The organism is Paenibacillus sp. FSL P2-0121 (genome assembly GCF_037975345.1).
Taxonomy (GTDB): Bacteria; Bacillota; Bacilli; order Paenibacillales; family Paenibacillaceae; genus Paenibacillus_AQ; species Paenibacillus_AQ odorifer.
Genome location: NZ_CP150245.1, coordinates 4,571,151 through 4,597,893 on the forward strand (window position 1 = coordinate 4,571,151; position 26,743 = coordinate 4,597,893).

Below are 26,743 nucleotides of genomic sequence, written 5' to 3' on the forward strand. Positions count from 1 at the left end.
GCCTCCTGATATTAGTTCGAGAATAGGTATGCTGTTTTGCAAATCTTCCTGATTTTCCATAGAAAAATAAGAATGAACACCGCATTGACAAGTGGGGGAAGCTCAGAAACTGAAAAATAATATATGGTATATACCAAAATATAGAACCAGCTTAATTTCAGGAAAACCAATAGATAGAATAATATAGACCCTATAATGCTCTTTCCAATGCTTACGAGCGAAGAGATACGAAGACGTTGTGGATACAGTTTTTTGTTCTTCAACATGGACTTATTCGCAAGGTAACGAAAATGAATGAACTCGTCCTTTTTAGGCTCATTAGTCTCCGTTTGTGTAAGAGCTTCCTCAATTTGAGAACATGCAATCTTACATTCCAGAATTAAACATTGCACATCTCTATTTCCAGCATCCTCTTGCAACAAATATTCACAATCCTTCATCGCTTCCTCATAACGCTGCAAATAGTAGAGAAGCCGCCCTCTTAATAAGTAACCGTCTCTTTCGTTAGGCCACATAGTGGTTACTCGGTCCAAGCACACCAGCGCTTCCATATAATCAGCAGTATCCAGACAATTCTTAGCTCGCAATAATTGCAGATCAGGATCATACTGAAACAGCTTATTTGCTTCGTCGAGCAGTTGACCCGCTTCAGTATGTTTATCCTCCATCAGCATGAATTGAGCGGATTGCCTCAGATTTAGATAGTGTTCTATGTCAAACTCAAGAGACTCCTGCAAAAGGAAACACTCATAACGCATCTCCATGCTTCCGTCGACCTGCCCCAGTATGTACTCGACTAACTTATTATCATAACGTTGAAGAAATATTTCCTTGTCCTCACGAAAATGAAAAAATGAATCCAACGCCTCCCATACGGCATGAGGCAAATTCCGATGCTGATCAAGGAACAACATAAGCTTATCCCTTAGCCGATCACGATGCTCTATACTCCACATGAAATCTTCATTCAAAAGTGAATGCCACGAAGCTTGTTGAATCCGGCGCGAGAAGTCCGCATACAGTTCCCTAATTTGTCTGTCAAAAATATCTGCTGGCTGTTCTTGAAGATCAGCATCAAGTTGAATGGGAAGTGGGCGAAACAGCGCCCACTCGTTTTCATGCGGTATAGTAGTAGCCCCTTCTACTTCTTCCTCGGTGTCTTCCTCCGCAACTTCTTGTTCTTCCTCCTCGCTTTCTTCCTCCTCAGCTTCATCTACTCGTATTACTGTTTCTGCTTGTATCACCATTTTTTCTATTTCTTTTGATATTGCTTCTGCTATTTCTTTCTTATCCTCACCTATAAATGAAGGGACAGTACTTGCTATACGCTGCCCGGAGCGGGCCCATATCACAGCTGTATCATAAGCTTCTCTAAGCTGTTGGTATCCTTCAGGGTCATCTTCGGGGTGATGCGATTTCAGTTTTTTGGCATAGGCTTTCTTGATGATAGCTAGTTCATCTGTGGGTTCAATCTCCAACATACTCCAGATTGTCATGTGAAGTATGACCACCCTTCAATTTCCGCCAATTGCTCATTGAAAGCTTGTGCCGCTTTTTCAATCACTTTTTCGTTCTGAGTATATAACGCATCTTCGAATACTTTCAGACACTGTGCGATAAATTTCCGTTGGTCCCCAAGCACCTCTTCATATAAACGCTCACCTCTAGCAAGCAGAAGCCTGTTCTCGGTACGCTCACGCGGATGAATTTTGATACTCCGCAGTTCCAGTAAACGAGCTTCAATTTGCTTTTTCGTCATTGCACCAGCATTTTGCTCAATGATCATCTGATGCTTCTGACCTGTTGAAACGGTTGTAACCTCCACCTCAAGAATCCCATTCACATCATATGTATATCTGACATCTATACTTTCTTCTCCCCGAGGTGCTTGCGGAATCTGAAACTCCATTTCTCCCAGGAAAAGATTATTTTCAACGCGAGGACTCTCCCCCTGATACACATCCACACTTATGATCTTTTGATTATCTGCGGCTGTATATAGACGTTCTACCCGGCTAACAGGAATCGGAGTGTTACGTTCAATGATCGGAAAGTAATGTCCAGATGACGTTTGTCCGCTTGAACCTCTTCGCAGAACACTGGTTCCTAATGTATAGGGGCAAACGTCCGTCAAAATCATTTCATCCAGCGCTTGATCACGCTGCTTCAGCGCCACCTGAACCGCAGCTCCCAGTGCGACGGTCTCATCTGGGCTGATATTCGCATAAGGCATTTTCCCGAACATACGGCTGATAATTTGCTTAATCAGAGGCATTTTAGTCGCACCCCCAATCATCACAATCCCATCCAGATCGGAAGGCTGCAGAGAAGCATCCCGCAATGCTCTTTCTATCGGCTGTCTTAGACGTATTAGTAATGGTTGTACCAATTGCTCAAGCTCTGAGCGTTCTATAGTCAGCACGTATTCTTCCTCTTTAATAACTATCCGCATAGTCGCAGCAGACTCTGTACCAAGAATTCGTTTACTCTGCTCAGCCTGCTTATACAACATCGACCTCGTTATTGGTGTTAACGATTCAGCGTCCAGCTTATTCTTTTGGATAAAATAGGCCACTAGTATCTCTGTGAAATCTTCCCCGCCAAGATAGTTATCTCCGGCTATCGACTTAACATCCATTACCCCTTCGAAAAGCTCTAGGATTGACACATCAAAGGTTCCTCCACCCAAATCAAAAACAAGAAATGAAGTCTCCTGATTCTGATGCAGGCCATAAGCGAGTGCTGCCGCCGTAGGTTCACTAATAAGCCGCTCTACTTGTAAACCAGCCATCTCAGCCGCTTTCTTAGTTGCTTTCCGCTGAACATCATTGAAATAAGCCGGAACACTGATTATAGCTTTCGTTACGGACTCACCTAGATGATTTTCCGCATCCTCTTTCAGTGATCGCAGAACAAAAGAAGATAACTCTTCAGGAGTAAAAGTCATCGTACCTAGGGTGTATTTCTTTGCTGATCCCATAAAGCGCTTAAAAGTCGAGGCGGTTAACTGTGGATGTGTAATCAGTCTTTCCTGTGCGATTCTTCCAACTAATACTTCTCCCCCTGCATCTACACTAACAATCGAGGGTGTTACATGCTCCCCGAGTACATTGGGAATAATTACAGCCTGACTGCCGTCCCAATAAGCAGCAAGACTATAGGTCGTTCCTAAATCAATTCCGATTGTTCTCACTACTATCTCCACTCCTTTTATATACAATAATATACAAAGAAAAGAGTCCAAGAATCGAAATGTCACTAATTCAACATATTTACATCCAGAGCATAATAATGAAATTGTGCTTCTGCAATAGACATAAAAAAGGTATCTCAAAAGCCACAATGGCTAATGGGATACCTTCATTTTTTGGCGGAGGATATTTTTCTGTACATCATCTATAAAAAAACAGTCTCATTCGTTCTCTGGACGTCCTAACAGCTGATCTATCTTCTCTTTTGCACCTTCCCATGAGGTCAATAATGGAAAAGCATATTGTTCACGGGCCCGCAAATTCCATGGATGCGGAATACAAAGCACTTTTCTTCCCTCCTGCAATGCCGGAACCAGGTTATGCACCCCGTCATCGATCAATAGATCGTAGTTAATAAGATTTTTCCGCTTACAGGTAAAGAAATTTTCAATCGGAATAAACGGCATATGCTTCTGCAGCCAGTTCCATTTTTCCACCACCGACTGGGGTTGGGCTGCCGTAACTATAATTACATCATAAGCGTTATGCAGCTTCTCCATTTCTCCTACGACATGTTCGTCAAACAGTTCAAGCTCTTCATACAGACCGGGCCGCCCATAGAAAATCTCTTGTGTACAATCCGGATGACGTAAATGATCCGTATTCCAATCAAGCATTTCCTCATACCGCAGCAGATGCGTGGGAAAATCATTATTATTATGGTATATGGCTCGCTTCACTAGATGGCAAATTGTATCATCCATATCTACTGCAATTATTGGCTTCCTCATCTGCGCCTCCATTATTTTTTTAGATTACACTTTAATTATATACAATGAAATTACGGTTTTCGTCGAGAGTTAATTAAAATCCCCGTTAATGTTTATTAAATACTTCTACGCATTTTTGGCAGATACAAGCTTTCCCTCTCAGTTCTTCCGGGATCTGTTCTTGCAATTCGAGTGGAATTTCTGTATGGAAACACCAACAGTCACCGCCTTCAGCGCCACAACGATTCAATTCTTTACATAAAGGACAATGGCGTTCTTCAACCAGTATGTTCATCATATCCAAAATTTCTACTCCCCCAAAAATCACAAACTATTTTTCTTTGGAAAACCATATCAATAAAATAAATCCAACTTCAGTTTCTCTATTATTCCTACACTTGTGAACTCGGTTCACTTGCATTAAGATAGTGAACATTACGAACTCAAATGGGAGAATAACAGATGAATGATAAGAAGCTGAGCTTTTTAGATACCCTACATAGTGACTTACTTGCTACCATGGAAGAAGTATATAATCCATGCAGGTTTGATTGCTCCGAACCAATTCTTGAACCGCAAAATGCGGAATACGGAGCATATATCTTTACCTTAAATGCGCTGGCCATTAGATTCCGGGTGGCTAAAATCACACCCACTAAAGTCGGGCAATTTGTGACACTATGGGAGCGAATTGGAGATCATCCCATCCAACCCTATGACATCTCAGATCCTGCTGATCTCTTCGTTATAAGTACACGAAATGGGAATCACTTTGGCCAATTTATTTTTCCAAAAGCTGTCCTAAGAGAACAAGATATTCTATCTGATAAAGGTGAAGGTGGAAAAAGAGCTTTTCGAGTCTACCCGCCTTGGGACATTCCCACGAGTCGCCAAGCTCAAAAAACGCAAACATGGCAGTCGGAATATTTCTTGGATATCCCTGCAAATAAACCCGTAGACTACCTTCGTGCGCAAGCACTTTACGGTTTACCCGTAAATCTTACGGTCTGACCTATCTCCTCCACATGTTCCTTATCGCCCTGCAAAATAAAATAATAGTATACATCATCTCCTATTTTCACCGCTTCGGGATATTTAATTATAAGCGCCGCTTGATGATTCCATTCCTCCCCTTGGTCAGCAGAAGGCATAATCAACTTTGCCTTCTCTTCCTCTTTCAACCTCTCTAATGTCAGTTCAGTAATTTGCGGATTGGAGCCATAAGGCTTCAGCTGATGGGAGGTAATGATTTCAGCTACTTCATCTATTGATTGTCCCTCTCCAGACATAGCTGATAATTGAAAAAAACCATCCTTCCCCTGACCCTTCTCATCATCTGCTGAATCTAAGACCCATTCCGTTGGATACTTCAAAGAGACTCCATAAGCATTGGAAGTAAAGGTTGCAAGCCCAGTTTGCGTAACCAGCATACCGATTACAGTACCTGCAAGTACAATAACCGCGATAACCAATACCCATAGCCACCGTTTTTTGTATACTCTTATTTTCACGATATCCCCCTAAATCAATAATTAGTTGACATGTACAATATTAGGAAATAAGATATAAACAAACATATGAGCAATCATTCATATGTATTAGTGAGGAGGAAATTAAAATGAGCGATTTTAAAAATATCCTATCTCTACTTCTTTTCTGCATCTTCCTAATTTCTTATCTATTAAAGCTCCTTATACTTTACAAGAAAAACCACATTAAAGGAAACGTTCTGGCTAAAGGCGCTAAACTATCTAAGATCCATTATACCGAGCTATTGGTAAAAACCTCTACTTTTTTATGGGGCGCAGCATGGTTTGTTTTTTCCGTAGCAGAGTCCTTTATGGTTACACTTGTAGGCAAAACGTTTGATATTCCTGTAATTCACTTTAGCGGTGTGGGTGTAGCAGCCCTCGGATGTTCCATTTTCATTCAAGCTATGATTGCTATGCGCACTTCATGGAGAGTTGGGATTGATAAGACTACTGTAACCAAACTCATCACACACGGTATTTATAAATATAGTAGAAACGCTGCATTTGTCGGGTTTGATCTCATGTTTTTGGGATTGTATCTGATGTACCCCAATCTGTTAACACTCCTAATATTCATTCTTAACATTGCCGCGATTCATTTACTAATTCTTCAAGAAGAGCAACATTTAAAGTCCGTATTCGGAGACGAATATATCCAATATGCCAATAATACACCCAGATATTTTTTATTTTAAAATCTTTTATCACAGCTCCGATAATTTATATTCGCTATATCATTTTACATTTTTTACAAGTCAAGAAAACATTCTCTTAATGTAACTACTATAATATGAGACTGTAAACATACATTAGGAGGGAAATTATGAAATCACCGAAAAAGTATGGCGTCAGAACAGCAATTGTAGCGACAGCGGCAACTGCTCTTTTTGTATCCAGCATAGTCACTACAAATGCACCTAATCAAGCAGACGCAGCATCTTCGAACACAAGAAATGTAATTCTGTTTATTGGAGACGGAATGGGTGCTGCTCAGCGTGATGCCATCCGGCTTGCCACCGTAGGTGAAAAAGGAAATCTAGCAATGGATTCCATGCCATACGTTGGATTAATTCATACAAGCTCTACTGTCCCTGTTACAGATTCGGCAGCTTCTGCTTCTGCTTATGCCAGCGGTGTGAAGACTTATAATGGCGCTATCGGAATGGATGCCGATAAAAAAAGTGTTAAGACCATTATGGAACATGCTAAAGATGCCGGGAAATCAACTGGTGTCGTTACTACTAGTCAGATTACAGACGCGACTGGCGCCGCATTTGGTGCTCACGTTGAAGACCGCTCAAAGCAAAGTGATATCGCTCTTCAGCTTCTGACAAAGAGCAAGGTTGATGTTCTGCTCGGTGGGGGTGAGGATTTCTGGTACCCGGCAGGCAATCCCGGCAAATTCCCAGATGAACCCGCTGAAGATCCTTCAGAAAAAAGCAAAGGAACGCAAGGTAACCTTGTGGATAAAGCTAAACAATTGGGCTACACCTATGTAACGAACAAAGCGGATATGCAAAAAGCAAAAGACGGCAAGCTGCTTGGAATATTCGCAAACGAGGAAATGTTCCAGCAAAAGCCTGAGGGTGAAGGAGATATTTATAATCCGGTGGTATCGCTGCCTGAGATGACTAAGAAGGCTATAGATACGCTAGCAACAAATAAAAAGGGATTTTTCCTTATGGTGGAAGAAGAAGGCACTGACGAATTTGCACACCAAAACAACGCTAAAATGACGATTAAATCAGGTCAAGAACTGGATAAATCCGTGCAAGTAGCCAAAGACTTCGCCAAAAAGAATCCAGATACACTGGTTCTAGTGCTTGCCGACCATGAGACCGGCGGATTTTCTATTGAAGCAGTTGACGCAGATGATGAGTCCGGTGACGGCATATCCAAAGAAGACGGTCCATTCGCCATCGCCAATTCCAAACACAATTTTGTAGTGGACTGGACGACCTCAGGCCATACTGCGGTTGATATTCCAATCACAGCTATGGGCAAAAATGCACAATTATTTACTGGAATCTACGAAAACACCGAAGTATTCACCAAGCTTATGCAAGCAGCAGGTTTTAAAGCCAAAAAATAAAAGCAAATAATAAAAGACTAGCCAGATTTTTTTCTGGGTAGTCTTTTTTATTTTAAAATACAGTATTTACTTAGCATCTGTTCGCACAACAAAAATGATATCCTTAGTCTGATCCGCCCATTTACCTGTCAGATGAAATCCTCTGATCGTTGCTCCAGGCTCATAATCTTTACTATTTGAACTCAAAAAGGCTGCCAGATTGACTCAAGTTTAAACGTTGCTTTTCGATCTGCGAATTAGTGGATGGTTTCACCAAGCTTTACATAAGGAATAGAAGCCGCAGAATCCTTCATTTGTGCTTGAAAAAGCGCACTCTCATCATCCAGTTCTATGCCCACCTCTCTGGAGAGGGGTTCAACTAATCTGATGTGAAATATTCGATTCCCAATATGATCAAACCCAAAATAAAGATGATGATATCAATCACAAGCGGAAAACCTAAAGCTAAACTATGAATCGATTTTACAAATATACCGTTAATTAACGATTACAGCGAGGTGTGTTTATAAAATTCTATTTTTATAGCTAATCCAACGGTTTCCTTATGCTTCTAATTTACGTGACAGCTCCTTAATTAACTCGATCTCTCGTAAAACCATACTTCTGGTGTAAAAATAGAGCTCCTCAGAGTAATCCATATCCTCACTATTGCCAACTACTTTGGATAACTGCTGTAAATGGTCCAGCTTTTCGTTCATATAAGTCTCTCTGTAATCAAGCAATCTTCTACGTGTCTCCTGATCCAAAAGCTCATAATAAGCAAGACGAATAGACCATTCATTATCAATTCGAATAGTCTCCAGCGTAAATTCTGTTAAGCAGGTGTTAAACCGCTCCTCACCCTCAGTAGTTATAGAATATACATAACGTTTAGGCCGGCGTTCCTGAATTTCCGTTTTTTTGATTACCCATTTTCGCTTTTCAAATAATTTCAGCTTTGGATAAAGCGAGTTATTGTTTACGATTTTATCATTGCCCATTACAAAAATAATGTTTTTTTTAATTTCATAACCATGTTTGGCCCCTTTCATTAATTGGGCCAGAATCAAAACTTCAATATCCATAATCATCCTCCGGGCTTCCGGAATACGTATCCGGTTCATCATTTTCTTATATTACCTCAATTACTACATTCCTGCCAAATCACTCGTGATTTTTTGCACATACTTCCACCCTGTTCTTTCGCTAATATAGGTTAAAATAACCTATTTATTTTCAACCTATATGTAGAGAGGAAGTTATCATATGGAATTCACACATTTATTTAGCAAGGGCACAATCGGAAATATGGAGCTTAAGAACCGGGTCATTTTACCAGCGATGGGCACGAAAATGAATGCGCCGGGTGGATACGTCAGTGATCGTCTGATTGATTACCATGTAGCACGAGCTATAGGCGGCAACGGCTTAAATACTGTAGAAGTAACAACTATTCACCCAACGGCGGCCTCCGATGATGCTCCTGCCCTTTATGATGATAAATTCATTCCAGGTATGGCTCAATTAGCATTAGCTATTCGAGAGGCAGGAGGCAAAAGCTGTCTACAGTTATGGCATGGAGGTAAAGTAACTCCCAACCTAATTCAGGTCTCCTCTTCACCTGTTCCGTTTGAAGGCGTGACTCATATACCACGTGAACTTGCGCATCATGAAGTCGGCGAGATGGTTCAAGCTTACGCAGATACAGCATTACGTGCGAAGAAAGCCGGATTTGACAGTGTGGAATTCCATGCCGGCCATGGTTATTTGCCCCAACAATTTCTAAGTCCTGCAATGAATTTTCGTCAGGATGAGTACGGCGGTTCTTGGGAGAATCGCTGCCGCTTCCCGCTGGCTTGTATCCGGGCTATCCGGAAAGCGGTTGGACCTGGGTTCCCTATCTTGATGAGAATCTCTGCGATTGAGGATCTACCGGGCGGACTTACGCTGGAAGATATGAAGCTCTTCTCAAAGCTCGCTGAAGAAGCTGGAATTGATGCTATTAATGTATCTCGTGGGGTCCCTGCTGGCGCTGCGATTAAATATGAAGTTCCGCCGATCGATTTACCTGTAGGCTTCAATGTAGATAACGCAGCACAAATTAAATCTGTGGTTAACATCCCTGTTATTGCCGTAGGCCGTATTAATGATCCAGCAATTGCAGACCGGATTATTGCGGAGGGTTTGGCTGATTTTGTAGCCATTGGGCGTGCGCAGCTGGCAGATCCGGAATTCTGCAATAAAGCTTTAGCCGGACGTGCAGACACGATCGTTAAATGTGTGGGTTGCGACCAAGGCTGCTTCGATGGATTCGTGAATCCTAATGTTCCATTTATCAGCTGTGTGTTTAATCCTGCAACCGGTCGTGAAAGTGAATATGAATTGCAGCAAACGGGTATCCCCAAAAAAGTACTTATTGCTGGTGGTGGCCCTGGCGGATTAGAAGCAGCTGTCACCCTGAAACGACGTGGGCATCATCCAATATTATGCGAAAAAAATGACATTCTGGGCGGACAGCTTTATATTGCCGGTGCCGCACCACGTAAAGAGGAAATGGCTGCAGCCGCTCTGAATATGGGAGAAACCGCTAAACGTGAAGGTATAGACATTCGAATGAATACAGAGGTTACACCTGAATTAATCCAGGAAATTGCTCCAGATGAGGTCATTCTTGCAATCGGATCTTCTCCTATTATTCCGCCTGTGGAAGGCATCGACAGTTCACATGTGGTCAATTCACATGATGTGTTATGGGGAACGGTTCATCCAGAAGGAAGAGTCGTTATTATCGGCGGTGGTTTAGTGGGGCTTGAGGTCGCAGAACTGCTTGTAGAGCGCGGACATCAAATCACTGTAGTTGAAATGCAAGCTGATGTTGCTAATGATCTAGGGCTTCTGCGGAAAATCTGTGTCATGGAAAGTCTATATGGACATGGCGTTGAATTAATGACCAACAGCAAATGTATGGCGATTCAAGGGGATAGCGTAATTGTTGAAAAAGACGGCGAACGTCACAGCCTACCTGCTGATTATGTAGTAATTGCTGTAGGTTCACGCGCCCTCAACAAACAAATCCTTCAGGATTTCTTGGAGGAAAGCTCCATCCCTTATCATGTAATTGGCGATGCGGTGCAAGCGCGTAGAGCGCTGAATGCGATTTGGGAAGGCGCTGAATTAGCTAGACGAATCTAATTAAGCTAACTATATGCTTCATGAAAATAACCCGGCAGATCCGCCCTGCCGGGTTATTTTTTACTCAGAGTGCATTCGTGAGCGGCTATTCGGTAATCGGTATCCATTTAATCCTTCACCCTTCACCCTTCACCCTTCACCCTTCACCCTTCACCCTTCACCCTTCACCCTTCACCCTTCACCCATTATGCCGTTCGGACTCAGGAGACGCTATTGAGCTAAAAATAGCCTTTTTACGAATCTATCGGACCCAGATGCCGCTATTCCGCAAAAATAGGGGTCAAAAGAGGTGCTGCGACGGGAATAACTGCATTGGAGTCCGAAAAGCTCAGTAAATCAGCATTTAGGTGCTAATAAGTGCAACGGTGTCCGTTAGCGAGAAAGAAGCACACAAAAGTATGGTAAGAAAGATGAAAATGGTGAGAATGATCAGAATGGTGAGAATGGTGAGAATAGTGAAATACTCATCTCAATGACCACTCACAATCATTTTGAGTATCGGCAGCCCAATAAATGAGGCATATCGCTCAGCTTCTTTAAGAACCAACTTTTCCGTATCGCCCAGCTCGGCAAAAGGATGGATCATAATCTCAATCCCCTTGGTCTTTAGGGTTCTTTTCCATGTACCCACCACCTGACCCTCCACAACAATCGTCGGAAGAAAAACACCATTATTCCCCGGAACTATTAAAGGAGCAACGTCGGGCTCTAGAACGGCACTTCGGTCTTTATAACCCAGAATGTACTCATCAAAACCCGGAACCAGATGAACGCCGGAGTCCTCAGCAGCTGGCTCTAGCCGATCAGCAGACATCCAATACTCACTGCCATCAATAACCTCTGATTGCAGTTGACTTTTGGCCGCTTCCAGACCTCTTCTAGCATCGGTGAGGGTTATGCCTGCCCACCAAGCAAAATCTTGAACAGTTGCTAAACCATGTCCGGTGAAATATCTCCGAGCGAGTTCATACAATGACTCATCGTAAGAAAGTTCTCGAAACTGTGGCACCCATTCCTCTAACAAAACAATCGTTTGCTGCTTACCATTCATCGGTCCGAAACAAATCAACCCTTGGTACGCAACATTCCACAACATATGATAACCACGCTGGTTCCCTGTGTGAATACCTTCTTCTTCTATAAGTTGAAGTAGAAGTGCACGATCTAGCTGCTTTCCACCTTGTAAAGCATTAACTATAATATGTCTACAACGTTCTAGTGTCTGATCATCTAGCCCAAGCTCTGCATTCCGCCGCTTTGTTTGTCCTGCTAAACGCGGCACAGATAGCTGATGCATCCACTTTACATCTTCCGGTGGGACAAAATGAAGCGTACCTCGCAGCGTCCAATTCAGAATCATCTTGCGATCAGCGATAGCACGCTCTATATCAGCTAAACTCGAAGATGGAATACGTAACCCGATCGCCCACATCGCCTGCATGTAATCCTGCGCCTGTACTGCCCCTAATTCTTTAACGACCTGTTCGGGCTTGATTAGCTTGGAATCAACGATCTTCTGGTTATATAAACGTTGCGCAGCTATCATTTTATTCGTCACACTTTGCCTCCTTAAGTGATCCTTCTCAAACCATCGTTTAACCTTATTGGAATAATTTTAATATAATTTTTTCCAATCTCATAGTTTTTCTTATTTCTTAGCTGTGGCCCGTCTTACGGCTGGTGCGACTACCGATCCCAACAAATCAATGATTTGCTCAACCTGAGCATAAGGTAAACCACCAATATCAATCTGAGCCAGAAAACGATTGTGTCCGTACAGCTCATGTTGATAAAGGATTTTTTCAATAACCTGTTGTGGGCTGCCTACGAGCAGCGCATTTCTCACACTCATGGCTTCAGCAAATTGGTCTTTAGGGTACGCTGATCCACGAAGCTCTTTCATCATGTGATTTAAATAAGGGTAATAGTTACGGAACGCTTGCTGTGAATCTTTATCGATATATAAAAGGGTGGTTGTACCCACCGGCAGCTCAGCCGGATTAAAACCTGATTGTGCGGCAACTTGACGATACATATTCACAGAGGTCTTGAACGCTGAAGCAGGTCCACCTAGAACAGCCAGCATCATCGGGATGCCCATTCTTCCTGCCTTAACTGCACTTGCCGGAGGTCCTCCAACCGCTCTCCAGATGGGCAGTTTACCACTCAGTGGCTTCGGAAAAATCTCCATATCATTTAGAGCAGGACGGAATTGCCCTTCCCAGGTAATTCTTTTTTCGTTATTTATTTTCATAAGCAATTCAATCTTCTCTTCGAACAATTCTTCATAATCCCTCACGTCATATCCGAACAGTTCATAAGCTCCTAATCGTGATCCACGTCCAGCAACAATCTCTGCTCTGCCTCCGGATAACAAATCCAATGTCGAAAATTCTTCATGTACACGTACAGGATCCGCTGTGCTCAATACAGTCGCTGAACTGATGAGTTTGATTCGTTCCGTTGCGTTTGCTATAGCTCCAAGTACGACCGATGCTGCTGAAGTAATAAATTTCGGCTGATGACTCTCCCCCACTCCAAACACATCTAATCCAGCATCCTCTGCTAATTTGGCGGCAGCAATGATCTCTTGAATCCGTTGTCGTTCACTGATTGGTTTACCTGTTAAGGCATCTGCAACATGATCACCTAATGTGTATAAACCTATTTCTAAACCCTTATTCTCGTCGATTCTATATTGTTCCATCATGATGATGTCCTACTTTCTTCGCTGTATTATTGGATAGGATGAAGCTTCGATGCAATCTCTTCCCGGCGTTCTTCCAGAAAAGAAGGCAAGGTCAAATTCTCGCCCAATGTGTCAAAAGATTCATCAATCTCAAACCCTGGACCATCTGTAGCAAGCTCGAAAAGAATATGGTTCGGATCACGGAAATACAAGGAATGGAAGTAATAACGATCAATGACCCCTGTGTTCTTGAACCCTGCAGCTGTGATTTTAGCAGCCCATGCGGTTAATTCTTCCAGATCCTTCACTCTTATAGCCACATGATGGATACTCCCTCTTCCCGGTCTTTCCCGGTCTTGATCATTAACTTCTTTGAGCTGAAGTTCAGTGTACAAGCCGCCTTTAGCTGTTTCATAAATATCCACCATAACCTTCGGATCACCCATAGATGGAACTCTACGAACTTGTGTATAGCCTAAAATATCCTCCAAAACAGCCTTTGTACGGCTAGCCTCACGGACAGTCAATTCAACGGGACCCAATCCAACAATGGCATATTGTGGTGGAATATCATCAGTAATCCAAGGTTCTACCAGCTGAGTCACATTATCTTTTTCTGCGGAAACCAGATGAACCGTTAATTCATCACTATCCTGAAAAGTAAGCGAATTGCGCTCCTCTATACTTACGATAGCTTCATGAGCAACTTCAAATGTATCTAATCTGCTAGCCCAATATACTAAAGCCTCATCGCTAGGAACGAGAAGAGAGATTGCAGAAATACTGTTCGTTCCTTTCCGGGTCTGGCCTGCATTCGGCATTTCAAAAAAGGATACCTCGGTGCCTGGAGCGCCATTAGAGTTGCCATAGAATAAATGGTACATGGTTGGATCGTCCTGATTTACGGTTTTTTTGACAAGTCTTAGTCCCAGTACTTCTGTATAAAACCATAGGTTTTGTTTAGCGTCTTTAGTAATCATTGATACATGATGTTGTCCGGTTATTTGTGGTTGGCTCATTTTAATTTCCTCCTAATATGATTATGGTTTACTAGTAAACTGATGCTGAAAAAAGGAAGCTTTATTCAGAATAAAGCTTTTACAATACTACTGAACTCCTTGTGGAATTCGATTCTCATTCAGGCTATGGCGGTGAATCTTCTTAAGCATGCTGTAAAATACTTTCTTCTCGTCGTCCGTCAGTGGATCGAATAACGAAGCTTGGAAATCCGATTGCAAAGGAAGAACCTTCTCGATAAGCGCCTGGCCCTTTTCAGTTAAAGAAATATACTTCACCTTCCAATCCTGCTTGCGTTCAATCCATCCTTCTTTTTCTAATCTGCCAAGCATATGTGATACTCCACCTTTAGTAATGGTTAAATGCTCGGCCATTTCCATCTGTGTCACAGGCTGATGTAATAGTATTTGTACTAACGCATCAAACTGGCTAACCGTTAAATCAAACTGCTTCAAGAACTCATTGGAAAGATCGTTACTATTGTCATAAACTCTTACCAGCCGCAGCCAGATCAATAAGCTTAGTTTGTTGTCTTCAGTGAATCCATTGTCTCGCATTATGCCACATCCATTACTTTGGAATTGGATCTACTTGATTATCAGTTTACTAGTAATCTGATATGAAGTCAAGTTTCGTATTAACTTAAGAAATAGAGAAGCACAGATAAACCATTACTAAACATGTGCGCGCCTATAGGCACTAATATATTTTTTCTTTTCTCATATAGGTAGGCAAAGATTAATCCAGCAGCCATATAGGAGAAGATATTCCACATTTCGTTATAGTTGCTCTGGAACACCACGGCTCTATAGACATGTTGAAAGCCAAATAAAAAGGAGGATATCAGATAAGCCAGAAGACGACTTTTCCTGCGGATCGTTCTAAAAATGGTAACCCGATACACTAATTCTTCAATCACGGGGCCAATCCATACCACGTTCACTGTAAAAATAAATGGATACGAGGACAACATTGCCCGTAAATCCACCTCATTAACAGACTTTGTAATAGGATGAAAAATGGAAATTAGTGTGGGGATCAACATACTTCCGATGATAATAATCAAACAAAGTCCCCAAACCATCCATAACATATTACGGACCCAGTATTGTCTGAAATCTTGAATAGCTTGTTTATAGAATCTCCTAAAACCTATAATCACTCCTATGTAGATCAGACTATTCAACAGTAAGGCCATTCGATTTTGTTGTTCTGGCTGCCAAATAAAAACATGGTTAAGAATTCCCATAACCGGCCTGATCAAGAGAATGGAGAACAATCCTAAAAAGTACATTACTGCTAATATAATGCCCAAGATCAATTGCCTTTTACTTAATTTTTCATCAATCATTATAATCTAATCCCCCAAGTAAAATTGTTAATAGACTGAATATCAACCATTTTAGCATTGGGAAATTTCATACGACTTAATGTAATCTTACATAGACCTTAAATTTGCCGGTTCAGCTCAATTATAATTTCAAACTGGTTATCTTGCGTATTCAGCTGAACAGTCCCTCCATGAGCAGCTATTATTTTTCGAACAATGAGTAGCCCTAATCCAGAACCTGCCGGGTTCAAGGCTGATGGTTGGCCGTAATTAATAAAAGTAAGCTTGGCTCCATCATTCACCTTTTCCAGCACAACTTGAAACGTAGAACCTTGCTCCTGATAAGCGATGGCATTATAAAGCAGGTTTGAGAATACTCGATTCATTCTTTTTTTATCAAACTGTAGAATTATTTCTTCTGGCTCGATTACAAAATCAGGGATCAGACCCGCAGCCTCAAGCTCGGGCAACATATGTATCATTTCTTCTCTCAAATATTCTGAGAAATCATCTGTTGTAACATCCAAGCGGAATTCGGGACTTTCCATTCTCGATAATTCAAACAAACCCTGAATCAATACATTGGCACGGATACTATTTTCGTATATTATTTTGGCAAATTCCAAATGTTCTATCCGACCGCTCCCCTGTTCTTTTAGTTCAAGCTCTGCGTAACCCATAATACTTGTTAATGGATTTTTTAAATCATGGGATATATCCAATATTAGATTTTTTCGATTGTTTTCACTCTGTTCTTTTAACGAGGTCTGGATCTGAATCACTTCTGCCATATGATTAAAAGCCTGCTCCAGTTGACTAAACTCCCTATTCCCGCCTACCTGCACTCTTGCTGAATAATCCCCATTCTTAACTTTTTCAACAGCAGCGGACAACTGGTCTAAGGGTTTAATGAAACTAACCGCCGTAATTCTCGCATAAATCATCGTGCTTAGAATCAGAATCAACAAATAACCTAACCCAATAAACCCAAGCATTTGAAGGGTATGATCCTGCATAGGTGAATCTGAATTCCAATGGAAACTACCTGTCATTTTCACTTGTATAGGTAAAGAGACGATCAGCCAAAATTGTTCCTGCTCATTATATTCAACAGTGATCATATCTTTGTTAGCGCCAGTATTCATTAGAAAATCCGTAAATTCTTTGACACTAATCTGCTTGGACGTAAATGGATTGTTGCCAATGGAATGTATGACTTCGTAATTGTAATTCACAACCTGTAAACTGCCCCCGACATCATTAACAACACTAGTGTCAATTCTTTGATAGTCATTTTGCATAAGCTTAGCAGCCGTTAACTGATTATAAATAATGTCCTTAGATCCCAGCCTGTTCATGCAAAACAAAGCAATAATCACCAATATCGTTATAACCGTTGTTATAAGAAAGATCGCGATATAGTTTTTTAACAATTGATAGGATATATTTTGTTTTCTCATCTTATTTACCTGGGTTGTAGAATTTGTAACCTAGTCCACGCACTGTAACGATATATTCGGGATGGTGTGGGTCCCGTTCGATCTTATTCCTTAGACGGCTGATGGTAACCATAATCGTATTATTATCACTATAGAAATCTTCTTCCCACGCCGCTGCATATAACTTTTTGGGCGTAAAAATTTGATTAGGACTCTGCATCAGACATTGTAACACCTTATATTCCTTGGCATTTAGAAGAACTGGACTTTCATTTATGTACAACATACATTCCTTTAAATTCAGCTTCAATTCTCTATGTTGGATTGTTTCTTCAGTTATCGATTGGCTAAGATCGTATACATTTCTTCGTCTCAGCTGCGCCTCAACCCTAGCCACAAGCTCTGAAGCACTAAATGGCTTCACCATATAATCGTCTGCTCCAAGGCCTAAGCCCACTATCTTATCAATTTCTTCACCGCGGGCAGTTAACAAGATAACCGGAATATGGCTTTTCTCTCTTATCCGTCGCAGCAGATTAAGCCCATCAAGCCTGGGCATTACAATATCCAGAATGGCAAGATTTATTTCATGTTGATTAACAACCTCTAAAGCCTCAATGCCATCCTTGGCTTCGAATACTCGATAGGATCGATCTTCTAAATGTATTTTCACTAGTTTTCTTATATCAGTTTCATCTTCAGCAATCAGTATATTCATCGCTTAATTCCCCTAACTATTCTCAAATAGCTGAGTCTTTTCACTCAGTATAACTTGCCAATACCACTTCGGTATATAAAGCCTAAAGAATACATCTGGAACATCATGATTAAAATACCCATGGATCACCATAATCAAATCTATTAAAATCAATAATTCCAAGTTCCTCGACTTCGTAATGATCATACTCCCGTTTTTTCAGATCATAATAGGAAATCTCCGCCGTTCTCAACAATAACTCTCTGCCCTTATGAACCGGTTCAACTACCTCCCATGTAGAAGCATTCGGGATGTCACTAAAAAATGGAATCATTTCACGACCTCCTTTTAATCAAACTGCTTCACAAAATAGAAAAATCTTCTTATTTATTTCTCAGAAGATTATTTTATTCAATTGATGTTGGAACAACAATAGTGTATGATGCATAGTATAGATCGAATACTGTATGACACATAGTAAGTATAAACGACTTCGACGTCCTCTTAAGGACAGTAAGCGTCTAAACCAAAAATATAAGAACAATTTATAAGAGATTATAAATTCTTATATTTTAAATAATGAGGTGGGTGAATGAGTACTTTATTAAATTCTTTAATCACAGAGCTTAGAAGAGGTACGTTAACGCTAGCCGTTTTAAGTCAATTACGAACACCCCAGTATGGATATTCGCTCGTTCAATTGTTGGAGGAATCCAGCATCATCATCGATCAAAGCACCCTATATCCATTACTTCGCCGATTAGAGAAACAGGAATTAGTGACGAGCAGCTGGGACACATCCGAGAGCAGACCCCGTAAGTATTATGTTCTAAGTGACTATGGCGTAGAGATTTTTTTACAGCTAAAGGAAGAATGGCTTAAGAATTCGAAAGAACTCTACGGCCTATTACAAGGGGAGGATGACCATGAAGCTGATTGAGATTTACATTCATGAAGTTACTCGGAGGTTACCAGAACAAAATCGGGAAGACATCGCATTAGAATTACGATCAACCATCGAGGATATGTTACCGGATGATTATGACGAAAAAGAGGTAAAAGCCGTCCTTGCAAAATTGGGCAATCCAGCTATTTTAGCTAGTGAGTACCGCGATCAGCCCATGTATCTCATCGGCCCACGCTATTTTGATTTATATGTTACGTTATTAAAAATGATTATACCCATCGCTGTAGTTGTTTCTTTAATCGCTCTGGTTGCTGATTACTTGATTGGCTACAGCGGCGATAAAACAGTTGCGGATATTGTTACTGCAGTTATAAGTACAGGAATTGGAACCTTTCTTGAAGTAGGCATCCAAGTCTTTTTCTGGATAACTGTTGTGTTCGCTATTATCGAACGGGCGGATAAAGGAAAGGAAGGTCATCCTCTTACTACAAAATTAAGGAAATGGACTCCTGATGATTTGAAGGATATCGCGCTTGTCCATAAGAAAAAAGCAATTACAAGCTTCGAAGTGTTCGGAAGTTTACTGTGGACTGCCATTTGGGCTACTGTTTATTTTAATGCTGAACACCTGATCAGAGTCTATAGAGGCGGTGAAGGCGCACTTAACTTCGTAGCCCCAGCTTTTAATCAGCATGTATTACTTGATTATTGGCCAATTATTCTTATTGTGATCGGATTGGAAGTCGCGTTAACTATATATAAATTAATCAAGAGACAATGGACTAGAGAATTAGCATTATGTAATACGGTCCTTGAGCTCATTGTACTTATTGTATTCGCTGTTATCCTTATAAATCCGAGTGTATTCAACCAAGAATTTATTAATTACATGTCTAATTTATTAAACACTACAGCTAACCAATTTGAAACGGGACTAGTAGGTGGAGGAATAGCAATCTTGATTTTAGTCGCGGTCCTCAATATATATGAGGGCTTCCGCAAGGCTCGCCTTTAGTATTCACAGAACGGCGATTCTCCTGTTATTTGGAGAATCGCCGCTTTGTTTTCTGACTCGTTGAATGCCTGCTTCAAATGCTTCAACAGCTTCAACATTGTCACCCCCCTCTGAGAGTTGCGGACCCAGATGACGTTATTTGCACATTTTCTGCCTTTGGAACAGGGCTTCGGACTCCAATGACGCTATTCCCTAGAATCAGCTCCAAATCGGTGGTGTTTTAAGGCAATAGCGGCTATGCGGTCCGTTGGCATCCCAAAAGTGCGATATTTCTGGGTTTAGAGTCATCTGTGTCCGATAGGTGTTTCGTATGTGCAAATGTTGGCGAAGAATACGAAAAAAAGGAGTTGTCTCAGCAGCCATTCAGGGCATATCGGACAACTCCTTCTGATTTAATTAAATAGTTCAAGCTCGATAACCGTATCCATCTCATCAGGTAACATCGCGCCTTTTAATGTAATAAAAGCTCCACCGTCAACATCCGAATATTCCTCAGCCATCCACGGCACCTCCACCTTTAGCTCGGTACCATCACGTAGTAATCTTGCCTTTTTAATCTTCCCTTTCAGACCTTGGAAATAGATCGGGCCAATTCCACGGTCGTAGACATGCGCATACAATTTATTGCCCTTTTGCGTATAACGTCCCCACTCTGGCTTAGGTAGCAAAGACTTCCCGCATCCATAAATACTATCTCCATTAAGGCGCATCCACTCCCCAACTTCGTCAAGGATAACCAGGGATTCCCGCGTCATTTCACCTTTGGCATCTGGTCCAACATTGAGGAGCAGGTTACCATTCTTACTGATACATTCGACCATCGTACGGATGACTTGCTTGGTCGATTTATAATTCTTATCCTCGGAATGATAACCCCAGTTGTCATTCAGGGTAATGCAGGCTTCCCAAGGGATGGATTGGCCGTTTACGTCAACAATGCCGCCAGGCGGAATGATCTGCTCGGGGGAGAAGAAATCTCCAGCATACTCCTCAGGTTCTGCCGCACGAATATTGCCACCTAATCGATTGTCGATAATAATATCAGGTTGTATGGAACGAATCATCCGGATAAGCTCCGTCGCCTTCCACTTCTCCCCTGTCATATTATCGTAGGAGAAGTCAAACCACATAATGTCGATTTTACCGTAATTGGTGAGCAGTTCCTTTACTTGCCCATGCATATACTCTAAGTATCTATCGAAATCAATCGGCTTATCTTTGACCGCTTCGTTATCCCGATCAGGATGTGCCTTATCTCCATATCCGGGATAATCCTCATGGTGCCAGTCTATGATAGAGTAATATAGACCTACTGCAATCCCTTCAGCACGGAAAGCGTCTACATATTCCCGCACTAGATCACGCCCAGCAGGCGTATTAGTCGCTTTGAAATCAGTCAGCTTACTATCGAACAGACAGAACCCGTCATGATGTTTGGTCGTAAGCACAGCATATTTCTGACCCGCAGCTTTGGCTGCACTTGCCCATTTCTTCGGGTCATATCGAGAGGCGTCAAATTCATCGAAATACGTCATGTAATGCTCTCTACTCATCCGCTCGTTGCCGCGTATCCATTCCCCTCTAGCAGGAATTGAATATAATCCCCAATGGATAAACATCCCGAACCTATCCTGTAAGAACCATTTCGTTCTTTCTTCTCTTGTACCCATCTCTCCAACTCCTCCGTTAATGAAAGCTGTGATCAATCATTCACTCCACCTAAGTGGTATGAAATAATGCAGCTGCTCCAATTAGGCCTACATCGTCTTTGAGCGCGGCAGGTTCAATTGTAAAAGTACCCTTATAAGGATCCATGATAAATAGCTCCGTCTTCTCCACCAGTGCAGGGAATAACAAATCTCCAGCCTTACTCACGCCTCCACCGATCACGATCCGATCAGGATTGAACGTATGTACTGCATTGGCTAGACCTAGTGCCATATAATGAATACTCCGGTCAATAACCTCGACGGCCACGGGATCGTTAAGTGCCATGGCTTCAAATACGTGCCGCGAAGTAATTTTTTCTCCATTTATATTAGCCAGTTCCGTAATCATCGACGGTCTGCTCTCCATACTTCGCAGCGCCATATCCCGAATCGCTGTGCCCGAAGCGAAAACTTCCCAGCAGCCGAATCTTCCACAGCTGCATTCCGTTCCGTTCGGGTCAATAATATTATGACCTAGTTCACCAGCAAATGAATTTTTGCCAAGAAGCAGCTTGCCGTCAATGACGATACCTGCTCCAATCCCTGTGCTAAAGGTAACATAAACCATGTTGTCTGCACCTTTGCCAGCACCTCGGACATACTCGCCCCAAGCCGCAGCGTTCGCATCATTCACTACCTTTACTTCAACGCCTAGCTCCAACTCCATCCAGTGCTTCAGTGGAACATTGTCCCACTCCGGAAGATTGGTGCCGTGAATAACGATCCCGTCCTGGCTATTTACAGCTCCGGGAGAAGCCAGACCCACTCCTGTGAGTGGTCGCCCTTCGGATACGGAGCGGATCATATCGATCATTCGCTGCACCACTTCTTTAGCGGTACGTGCCCCAGCCGTTTCCATCAATTCCCGTTTCAACACGGTCCCCTTTGAATCGAACAATGCTGCGGCAATTTTTGTGCCTCCTAAATCGATTCCAACTACGTAGCTCTCAACCTTCTGCATAACCCATTCACCTTTTCACTATCTATTATTAGCCGTTAGAATGAATACTCTCCGCTAACGCCCGTAAGGCTGCTGGATCGATTGGCGACAAAGCGTCTTTATCATAACGAACAGCCGACCCAAAATGCACTTCTGTTACTCCAGTCTGATGTATAAATGAAGTAATACCTTCCGGCTTCAGACCGCTTCCAGCCAGTATACTTACCGTTTTACCCCTTGATTCCTCGACTAGCTTCCGCATAGCAGGAATAGCTTCAGGTGCCGGACCTGGCCCGGCAGAAGTGAGCACACGCGTAATTTGCGGATACTTACAAAGCGTTCGATAACCTTCTATTTGATCCTTCAACTCATCAAAAGCACGGTGGAAGGTTACTTGCAATCCCTCGGTCAACGGCAATAATGTTTCAAGCGCTCGCTCGTCGATAGTCCCTTCCGGAGTTAACGCACCAAGCACAATCCCCGCCGCACCGCTGGCTGCAATTTGCTTTATCTCTGCTGCCATGGTCAAAATGTCATACTTTGAATAGCAAAAAGAACGGCTGTGCGGGCGAACCATAACAAACGCAGGAATGTTAACCGATTTGGCAACTTGTTGCACCAATCCTATCCCTGGTGTTAATCCGCCTTCCGTAATCGCAGTAATGAGCTCCAGGCGGTCAGCCCCATTCGCTTCGCTTGTAAGAGCATCGTCCATACAAGTAGCGATGACTTCCAATCTCATAACTTTCCTCCACTCTTCCGGTTGTTATTGTTGTGCCTGTTTCATAACATAATCAGCGAGCAGTCGAGCACCATAGCCCGTTGCTCCAGCTTCTGAATACCCGACATCCTGTTTGTACTGAACCGTCCCAGCCATATCAATATGGACCCAGCTCAGCGATTCCGCTACAAAGCGCCGTATAAAAAGCGCTGCTGTAATCGCACCTGCAAAAGGTGAAGTACTAACGTTGCGCAGATCAGCGTAATTGCTTCGAAGATCGACTTCGTATTCATCCATAAGCGGCATGGGCCACAGTCGTTCTCCATTGCGCTCACCGATTTCGACGAGGCTCTGCGTCATCTCTCCATCACCCCATATGCCGGCGATACCTAATCCTAACGCTGCGCCAACATTTCCAGTAAGTGTTGCAATATCAATGACCTTAGTTGCCCCGATATTAGCTGCATGAATAAGAGCATCCGCGATAATAAGCCGCCCCTCGCCATCCGTATTTGCAACCTGAACCGTCAGCCCATTAGGATAGCGTATAACAGACGATGGCAGCATTGCTTCAGCATCTGGTACGTTATCAACAACTGGGATCAACGCGGTCACATTTACATGAGCTTGATTCCGCACTAAAATATCCAGCGCCCCAAGAACAGCTGCTGCGCCACCCATGTCCATACGTGCATCGCTAATATCACTTGCGGTCTTAACATTCATCCCACCCAAATCGAAGGTAACACCTTTACCCACCAATGCCAGCATTGGCAATTCAGGGTTACTCTCATAGCGAATTTCAACGAGGGCTGGGGAGTGTTTACTGCCAGCTCCAACCGCCAGCAACCCATTCATCTGTAGATCAACCAGCTCCTGCCCCCGGTAGACATGAACTTTCACTGCTGCGTTATCACGCTCGAAATATTCGACCATCCATTCTGCGAACCGATCCGGATTTAGAGTCCCGGGCACCTCATTCACCAGATCGCGAGCAACCACTGCTCCTTCAGCGCGCATGCGGCCAGTACTTAGTACAACTTCCAGTTCAGGCTTAGTCAGTTCAGGCCAATCGGCTGTCTGGAGCAGCAAATCAACTGAAATGTCTATTTTAGTAACGCCACGATAGGTTTGAAAACGATATAATCCAAGAAGCCAGCCTTCAATCCATGCTTGCAGCTCATCCGCAGCGGAAATATTACTTTCTGCTGTCTTACGAACAAATGAAGCTGAATTTCGTCCTTCTCTTAGGGCTGTACGGGCGGCAGAGCCCGCTGCTCGGCGAACTTTCTCAAGCGTAAGAGCCCGGCGTTTTCCCATTCCAATTGCTATCACATCGGACTCTTCCTCAGAGCGAGCATATAACCATGTCACACTGCCACTCTGTTTGTGAGCTTCTCCCAGCCGAAGAGGAAAAGGCTCCTCTTCATAGGCTAAGTAGATAAGCGTATCCGCCCCATTAGCGGAATCGAACAAGATATTCATAGCTGTCCCTTCTTTTCCGTAAAGTGTACTCACATTTAAAATTATCGTTCTAGTTTCAACATTTCTTCATCAAACAGATGACAAGCGAGCTCATGACCTGGTTCAACTTCCCGGAATACAGGCACATGTTGCTTACAGATTTCCATACAGGAAGGGCATCTTGTATGAAAACGACAGCCCGTCGGCGGATCAACTGGACTTGGAAGATCCCCTTTTAGAATAATGCGTTCCTTCTTCAAGCTTGGATCGGGCACGGGAACTGAAGATAGCAGCGCTTGGGTGTAAGGATGCAAGGGACGGTCATACAATGTATCCTTATCAGCCGTCTCCACAAGAGAACCCAGATACATAACCCCAATTCGATCACTAATATGCTCGACCACACTGAGATCATGAGAGATGAATAAGTACGTCAGGCCATATTCCTCCTGCAAGTCCTGTAACAGATTCAACACTTGGGACTGAATCGATACATCCAGCGCTGACACGGGTTCATCCGCCACAATTAGACTTGGGCGAACGGACAGAGCCCGGGCAATCCCAATCCGTTGCCGCTGTCCACCGCTGAACTCAAACGCGAATCGCTCGGCGTGGAAACTGTTCAATCCAACGGTCTCTAGCAGTTCGCAAGCTAGTTTATCCCGTTCTTTAGAGGACAGCTTTGTATGAATAAGCAGGGGTTCGGCGACAAGATCCTTCACCTTCATGCGGGGATTAAGTGAAGCATAAGGGTCTTGAAACACCATCTGCATATCTTTGCGCAGTGGCCGCATCTGGTTGTCTGAGATATGGCTAATATTTTGTCCCTTAAACCATACTTCTCCATGATTGGGTTCCAGTAAGCGAGTCACCAGCCTGCCCGTAGTCGATTTCCCACAGCCACTTTCACCTACAAGACTGAACGTTTCTCCCTTACGAATGGCGAATGAAATCCCATCAACGGCGTGTAAATATTTAGTCGTTCCGAAGAAGCCCTTCTTCACAGAAAACAACTTCTTCAAACCCTTAACCTCAATTAATGAAGTCTCTTTCATAAACATCCCGCTCCTTCCGTGTCCTCCTGCTGTGTAAGCCAACAACGGCTTTTGCGCTCTAGCCCCTCAATCGGAAGTAGCTCAGGTTCTTGCGACAGACAACGCTCCATGGCAAATTCGCAGCGTGGCGCAAACTTACAGCCGGCAGGCATTTGTGAAAGGTCTGGCACATTCCCTTTTATAGACTCCAAGCGATGTACATTCTGGCGCAGCTTAGGTACCGATTGAATCAATCCCCTGGTATACGGATGTTGCGGTCTGGCGAACAGCTCCTGAACAGAGGCTTCTTCCACCACACGACCAGCATACATAACAACTACCCGGTCACATAATTCCGCAACTACTCCAAGATCATGGGTAATGAGCAGCATTCCCATATCCTGTTCATCTTTCAACTGCTTCATCAGATCAAGAATTTGCGCTTGAATCGTTACATCGAGTGCGGTCGTGGGTTCATCGGCAATCAACAGCTTTGGATGACAAGACATGGCCATTGCAATCATAACCCGCTGTCTCATCCCGCCGGATAGTTGATGCGGATATTCATCGATTAATTCCTCTGCGCGAGGGATACCTACAAGCCGCAACATATGAATCGCATGCTCACGAGCCTTCTTGCGTCCATAACCCAAATGCAGTCTAATCGGCTCTGTTAATTGCAGCCCAATCCGCAGCACTGGATTAAGAGAGGTCATCGGCTCCTGAAAAATCATTGCCAGATCATTTCCCCGGATTTGGCGCATCTCCTTCTCAGAAATCTTCGTCAAATCCTTTCCTTCAAAACGCACAGAACCTTCAGAAATTCTGCCCGGCGTATCTTTAAGCAACCGCATGATCGATAATGAGGTTACACTTTTGCCACAACCAGATTCACCAACCAGGCCTAACACTTCGCCTTTTTTAATAGCAAAGTCTACCCCCGCAACCGCAGTTATACTTCCCTCGCCGCGTTTGAACTCCGTTTTCAGCCCTTGTACATCCAACAAATGTTGAGTCATGTCTTG

Annotated in this window: 26 protein-coding genes; 6 read left to right on the plus strand and 20 right to left on the minus strand. The window is 42.9% G+C overall.

From position 1 onward, the window contains the following. Positions 1-11 precede the first annotated feature (11 nt). The 4 genes from MKY54_RS20310 to MKY54_RS20325 form a co-directional block, all read right to left on the minus strand. Positions 12-1,496 (minus strand): J domain-containing protein, encoded by a 1,485-nt coding sequence (locus MKY54_RS20310; protein WP_339187723.1) that lies wholly within the window; start codon positions 1,494-1,496, stop codon positions 12-14. Continuing rightward, on the minus strand, positions 1,493-3,193 hold the full coding sequence (locus MKY54_RS20315; RefSeq protein WP_076301745.1) for a molecular chaperone HscC: 1,701 nt from the start codon (positions 3,191-3,193) through the stop codon (positions 1,493-1,495). The genes MKY54_RS20310 and MKY54_RS20315 overlap by 4 nt, the downstream gene beginning before the upstream one ends. A gap of 219 nt (positions 3,194-3,412) precedes the next feature. Next, positions 3,413-3,982 (minus strand): hypothetical protein, encoded by a 570-nt coding sequence (locus MKY54_RS20320; RefSeq protein WP_076301746.1) that lies wholly within the window; start codon positions 3,980-3,982, stop codon positions 3,413-3,415. Positions 3,983-4,067: 85 nt separating this feature from the next. Further along, positions 4,068-4,259 carry a cysteine-rich CWC family protein gene (locus tag MKY54_RS20325; RefSeq protein ID WP_076301798.1) on the minus strand — a complete coding sequence of 64 codons (192 nt, stop codon included), beginning with the start codon at positions 4,257-4,259 and terminating at the stop codon, positions 4,068-4,070. 164 nt (positions 4,260-4,423) lie between these two features. Between MKY54_RS20325 and MKY54_RS20330 the strand changes: the two genes are divergently transcribed. Next, on the plus strand, positions 4,424-4,972 hold the full coding sequence (locus tag MKY54_RS20330) for a MepB family protein (protein ID WP_076301747.1): 549 nt from the start codon (positions 4,424-4,426) through the stop codon (positions 4,970-4,972). Here the strand turns inward: MKY54_RS20330 and MKY54_RS20335 are convergent. Next, positions 4,942-5,472 (minus strand): hypothetical protein, encoded by a 531-nt coding sequence (locus MKY54_RS20335; protein ID WP_076301748.1) that lies wholly within the window; start codon positions 5,470-5,472, stop codon positions 4,942-4,944. The two genes, MKY54_RS20330 and MKY54_RS20335, sit on opposite strands and share 31 nt — an antisense overlap. A gap of 107 nt (positions 5,473-5,579) precedes the next feature. Between MKY54_RS20335 and MKY54_RS20340 the strand changes: the two genes are divergently transcribed. Both MKY54_RS20340 and MKY54_RS20345 read left to right on the plus strand, forming a co-directional pair. Further along, the gene (locus tag MKY54_RS20340; RefSeq protein ID WP_076301749.1) at positions 5,580-6,188 is read left to right on the plus strand and encodes an isoprenylcysteine carboxylmethyltransferase family protein; all 609 of its coding nucleotides are present in this window, start codon (positions 5,580-5,582) and stop codon (positions 6,186-6,188) included. A gap of 128 nt (positions 6,189-6,316) precedes the next feature. Beyond that, positions 6,317-7,585 carry an alkaline phosphatase gene (locus MKY54_RS20345; RefSeq protein ID WP_339187727.1) on the plus strand — a complete coding sequence of 423 codons (1,269 nt, stop codon included), beginning with the start codon at positions 6,317-6,319 and terminating at the stop codon, positions 7,583-7,585. A gap of 542 nt (positions 7,586-8,127) precedes the next feature. Here MKY54_RS20345 and MKY54_RS20350 read toward each other — a convergent pair. Continuing rightward, complete coding sequence (locus tag MKY54_RS20350) at positions 8,128-8,649, minus strand: PadR family transcriptional regulator (RefSeq protein WP_036688994.1); 522 nt, start codon at positions 8,647-8,649, stop codon at positions 8,128-8,130. Between the two features lie 181 nt (positions 8,650-8,830). Between MKY54_RS20350 and MKY54_RS20355 the strand changes: the two genes are divergently transcribed. Next, a complete protein-coding gene (locus MKY54_RS20355) occupies positions 8,831-10,756 on the plus strand; it encodes an FAD-dependent oxidoreductase (RefSeq protein WP_339187729.1) in 1,926 nt (641 codons plus the stop codon). Between the two features lie 469 nt (positions 10,757-11,225). On the opposite strand, the gene MKY54_RS20360 is transcribed toward MKY54_RS20355, so the two are convergent. The 8 genes from MKY54_RS20360 to MKY54_RS20395 all read right to left on the minus strand — a co-directional run bounded on the left by MKY54_RS20360 (position 11,226) and on the right by MKY54_RS20395 (position 18,262). Beyond that, positions 11,226-12,314, minus strand: a complete 1,089-nt coding sequence (locus MKY54_RS20360; RefSeq protein ID WP_339187731.1) for a winged helix DNA-binding domain-containing protein — start codon at positions 12,312-12,314, stop codon at positions 11,226-11,228. 90 nt (positions 12,315-12,404) lie between these two features. Continuing rightward, positions 12,405-13,466: an LLM class flavin-dependent oxidoreductase gene (locus MKY54_RS20365; RefSeq protein ID WP_218642202.1), complete on the minus strand. Its 1,062-nt coding sequence runs from the start codon at positions 13,464-13,466 to the stop codon at positions 12,405-12,407. Positions 13,467-13,492: 26 nt separating this feature from the next. After that, complete coding sequence (locus tag MKY54_RS20370; RefSeq protein ID WP_076190569.1) at positions 13,493-14,464, minus strand: ring-cleaving dioxygenase; 972 nt, start codon at positions 14,462-14,464, stop codon at positions 13,493-13,495. An 87-nt stretch (positions 14,465-14,551) separates the two neighbouring features. Next, positions 14,552-15,019 carry a MarR family transcriptional regulator gene (locus MKY54_RS20375; protein WP_076219998.1) on the minus strand — a complete coding sequence of 156 codons (468 nt, stop codon included), beginning with the start codon at positions 15,017-15,019 and terminating at the stop codon, positions 14,552-14,554. A gap of 80 nt (positions 15,020-15,099) precedes the next feature. Further along, positions 15,100-15,813, minus strand: coding sequence for a type II CAAX endopeptidase family protein (locus MKY54_RS20380; RefSeq protein ID WP_339187737.1), 714 nt, complete (start codon positions 15,811-15,813; stop codon positions 15,100-15,102). A gap of 98 nt (positions 15,814-15,911) precedes the next feature. Beyond that, positions 15,912-17,252: a HAMP domain-containing sensor histidine kinase gene (locus MKY54_RS20385; RefSeq protein WP_339187739.1), complete on the minus strand. Its 1,341-nt coding sequence runs from the start codon at positions 17,250-17,252 to the stop codon at positions 15,912-15,914. Position 17,253: 1 nt separating this feature from the next. Beyond that, the gene (locus tag MKY54_RS20390; protein ID WP_076281473.1) at positions 17,254-17,949 is read right to left on the minus strand and encodes a response regulator transcription factor; all 696 of its coding nucleotides are present in this window, start codon (positions 17,947-17,949) and stop codon (positions 17,254-17,256) included. Between the two features lie 109 nt (positions 17,950-18,058). Then, a complete protein-coding gene (locus tag MKY54_RS20395) occupies positions 18,059-18,262 on the minus strand; it encodes a hypothetical protein (protein ID WP_339187741.1) in 204 nt (67 codons plus the stop codon). A gap of 258 nt (positions 18,263-18,520) precedes the next feature. Between MKY54_RS20395 and MKY54_RS20400 the strand changes: the two genes are divergently transcribed. Together MKY54_RS20400 and MKY54_RS20405 are read left to right on the plus strand one after the other, a co-directional pair. Then, positions 18,521-18,868, plus strand: coding sequence for a PadR family transcriptional regulator (locus MKY54_RS20400; protein WP_076129886.1), 348 nt, complete (start codon positions 18,521-18,523; stop codon positions 18,866-18,868). After that, a complete protein-coding gene (locus tag MKY54_RS20405) occupies positions 18,855-19,850 on the plus strand; it encodes a hypothetical protein (RefSeq protein ID WP_076129887.1) in 996 nt (331 codons plus the stop codon). Before MKY54_RS20400 ends, MKY54_RS20405 begins: the two co-directional genes overlap by 14 nt. 392 nt (positions 19,851-20,242) lie before the next feature. Here the strand turns inward: MKY54_RS20405 and MKY54_RS20410 are convergent, their stop codons facing one another. The 6 genes from MKY54_RS20410 to MKY54_RS20435 are packed head-to-tail and all read right to left on the minus strand — an operon-like array spanning position 20,243 to position 26,737. After that, positions 20,243-21,520, minus strand: a complete 1,278-nt coding sequence (locus MKY54_RS20410; protein WP_076307753.1) for an alpha-L-fucosidase — start codon at positions 21,518-21,520, stop codon at positions 20,243-20,245. Between the two features lie 49 nt (positions 21,521-21,569). Further along, a complete protein-coding gene (locus tag MKY54_RS20415; protein ID WP_312148292.1) occupies positions 21,570-22,520 on the minus strand; it encodes an ROK family protein in 951 nt (316 codons plus the stop codon). A 28-nt stretch (positions 22,521-22,548) separates the two neighbouring features. Further along, positions 22,549-23,241, minus strand: a complete 693-nt coding sequence (locus MKY54_RS20420; protein ID WP_339187746.1) for a copper homeostasis protein CutC — start codon at positions 23,239-23,241, stop codon at positions 22,549-22,551. 24 nt (positions 23,242-23,265) lie between these two features. Continuing rightward, positions 23,266-24,705, minus strand: coding sequence for a leucyl aminopeptidase family protein (locus MKY54_RS20425; RefSeq protein ID WP_339187748.1), 1,440 nt, complete (start codon positions 24,703-24,705; stop codon positions 23,266-23,268). Between the two features lie 41 nt (positions 24,706-24,746). Then, complete coding sequence (locus MKY54_RS20430) at positions 24,747-25,739, minus strand: dipeptide ABC transporter ATP-binding protein (RefSeq protein WP_339187750.1); 993 nt, start codon at positions 25,737-25,739, stop codon at positions 24,747-24,749. Continuing rightward, complete coding sequence (locus MKY54_RS20435; protein ID WP_339187752.1) at positions 25,736-26,737, minus strand: ABC transporter ATP-binding protein; 1,002 nt, start codon at positions 26,735-26,737, stop codon at positions 25,736-25,738. The genes MKY54_RS20430 and MKY54_RS20435 overlap by 4 nt, the downstream gene beginning before the upstream one ends. Positions 26,738-26,743: the final 6 nt, after the last annotated feature.

Excerpts from the sequence above, each read along its gene's own strand:
- MKY54_RS20310 (WP_339187723.1), bottom strand. The coding sequence starts at position 1,496 with ATGACAATCTGGAGTATGTTGGAGATTGAACCCACAGATGAACTAGCT.
- MKY54_RS20320 (WP_076301746.1), bottom strand. The coding sequence starts at position 3,982 with ATGAGGAAGCCAATAATTGCAGTAGATATGGATGATACAATTTGCCAT.
- MKY54_RS20325 (WP_076301798.1), bottom strand. The coding sequence starts at position 4,259 with ATGATGAACATACTGGTTGAAGAACGCCATTGTCCTTTATGTAAAGAA.
- MKY54_RS20330 (WP_076301747.1), top strand. The coding sequence starts at position 4,424 with ATGAATGATAAGAAGCTGAGCTTTTTAGATACCCTACATAGTGACTTA.
- MKY54_RS20340 (WP_076301749.1), top strand. The coding sequence starts at position 5,580 with ATGAGCGATTTTAAAAATATCCTATCTCTACTTCTTTTCTGCATCTTC.
- MKY54_RS20345 (WP_339187727.1), top strand. The coding sequence starts at position 6,317 with ATGAAATCACCGAAAAAGTATGGCGTCAGAACAGCAATTGTAGCGACA.
- MKY54_RS20350 (WP_036688994.1), bottom strand. The coding sequence starts at position 8,649 with ATGGATATTGAAGTTTTGATTCTGGCCCAATTAATGAAAGGGGCCAAA.
- MKY54_RS20355 (WP_339187729.1), top strand. The coding sequence starts at position 8,831 with ATGGAATTCACACATTTATTTAGCAAGGGCACAATCGGAAATATGGAG.
- MKY54_RS20365 (WP_218642202.1), bottom strand. The coding sequence starts at position 13,466 with ATGATGGAACAATATAGAATCGACGAGAATAAGGGTTTAGAAATAGGT.
- MKY54_RS20370 (WP_076190569.1), bottom strand. The coding sequence starts at position 14,464 with ATGAGCCAACCACAAATAACCGGACAACATCATGTATCAATGATTACT.
- MKY54_RS20375 (WP_076219998.1), bottom strand. The coding sequence starts at position 15,019 with ATGCGAGACAATGGATTCACTGAAGACAACAAACTAAGCTTATTGATC.
- MKY54_RS20380 (WP_339187737.1), bottom strand. The coding sequence starts at position 15,813 with ATGATTGATGAAAAATTAAGTAAAAGGCAATTGATCTTGGGCATTATA.
- MKY54_RS20385 (WP_339187739.1), bottom strand. The coding sequence starts at position 17,252 with ATGAGAAAACAAAATATATCCTATCAATTGTTAAAAAACTATATCGCG.
- MKY54_RS20390 (WP_076281473.1), bottom strand. The coding sequence starts at position 17,949 with ATGAATATACTGATTGCTGAAGATGAAACTGATATAAGAAAACTAGTG.
- MKY54_RS20395 (WP_339187741.1), bottom strand. The coding sequence starts at position 18,262 with ATGATTCCATTTTTTAGTGACATCCCGAATGCTTCTACATGGGAGGTA.
- MKY54_RS20400 (WP_076129886.1), top strand. The coding sequence starts at position 18,521 with ATGAGTACTTTATTAAATTCTTTAATCACAGAGCTTAGAAGAGGTACG.
- MKY54_RS20405 (WP_076129887.1), top strand. The coding sequence starts at position 18,855 with ATGAAGCTGATTGAGATTTACATTCATGAAGTTACTCGGAGGTTACCA.
- MKY54_RS20410 (WP_076307753.1), bottom strand. The coding sequence starts at position 21,520 with ATGGGTACAAGAGAAGAAAGAACGAAATGGTTCTTACAGGATAGGTTC.
- MKY54_RS20415 (WP_312148292.1), bottom strand. The coding sequence starts at position 22,520 with ATGCAGAAGGTTGAGAGCTACGTAGTTGGAATCGATTTAGGAGGCACA.
- MKY54_RS20420 (WP_339187746.1), bottom strand. The coding sequence starts at position 23,241 with ATGAGATTGGAAGTCATCGCTACTTGTATGGACGATGCTCTTACAAGC.
- MKY54_RS20425 (WP_339187748.1), bottom strand. The coding sequence starts at position 24,705 with ATGAATATCTTGTTCGATTCCGCTAATGGGGCGGATACGCTTATCTAC.
- MKY54_RS20430 (WP_339187750.1), bottom strand. The coding sequence starts at position 25,739 with ATGAAAGAGACTTCATTAATTGAGGTTAAGGGTTTGAAGAAGTTGTTT.
- MKY54_RS20435 (WP_339187752.1), bottom strand. The coding sequence starts at position 26,737 with ATGACTCAACATTTGTTGGATGTACAAGGGCTGAAAACGGAGTTCAAA.